The 707-nt window shown below is 42.3% G+C and carries 1 protein-coding gene; it reads right to left on the bottom strand.

Going from position 1 to position 707, the window contains the following annotated elements:
- Positions 1–707: TolC family protein (locus tag H4I94_RS16180; protein ID WP_261183728.1), on the bottom strand; the 707-nt coding region annotated here is incomplete at both ends.

The following is a 707-nucleotide window of genomic DNA, read 5'->3' as shown; positions in this document are numbered from 1 at the left end:
ATTTGCAGCGCATTTTGCTTTAGATAAAAGTCTTTCTGACGCTCTAATAAGTTCATTTTTTCTTGCGCGATTTTTATGCCATTTTGCTGACGATCGAAAATATTAAGCGGTACACTGACTCCGACTACTAATTGATTTTGTGTGGAGTTTTCCAAGGATTGGGTGCGGTTGACACCTAGGTTTAAAGTGGGGTTAGGACGTGCCTTTGCCCTTAGTTGATCAACCGTTGCTTGAGACTCTAATACCAGTAAAGCTCGATATTTCTCAACGTAGTTTTCCGCTAAATATTCTTGAACCTGCTGATGAGTCGATTTTGGCCAGAGCTTTTGTGAAGAGAGGTTTACCTGCAATGACTTATCAGAGGTTCCCCATAAATTTGATAATTGTTGGGTGGCCACTTGGACTTGTGAGTCGGCCTGTCTAAAAAGACGGATATTTTCAGCATGACTTAAACGTGCGCGATTCACATCTACTTGCGCGATACCGCCCGCAGTAAAGCGCTTCTCGATCGCTGTAAGGTTTTCTTCGCTCACCCGAAGTTGTTCATTGACAATGTTTCTTTCAAGTTCGGCAATGGCCAGTTGTGACCATACATATTTCACTGCAAGCTCAATTTGCGCTTGATAAATCTTCTGCTTCAGCGCTGTTTTATCTGTAGAGAGACTGGCTAATTTTTGGTTTGCTCTTCGCTCACCAAAAATATCCAA

Source organism: Acinetobacter sp. T_3_1, from assembly GCF_025377055.1.
GTDB classification, from domain to species: Bacteria; Pseudomonadota; Gammaproteobacteria; order Pseudomonadales; family Moraxellaceae; genus Acinetobacter; species Acinetobacter kookii.
The sequence above is the reverse complement of the archived record's forward strand: the minus strand, read 5'-3'. Positions and strand labels throughout refer to the sequence as shown.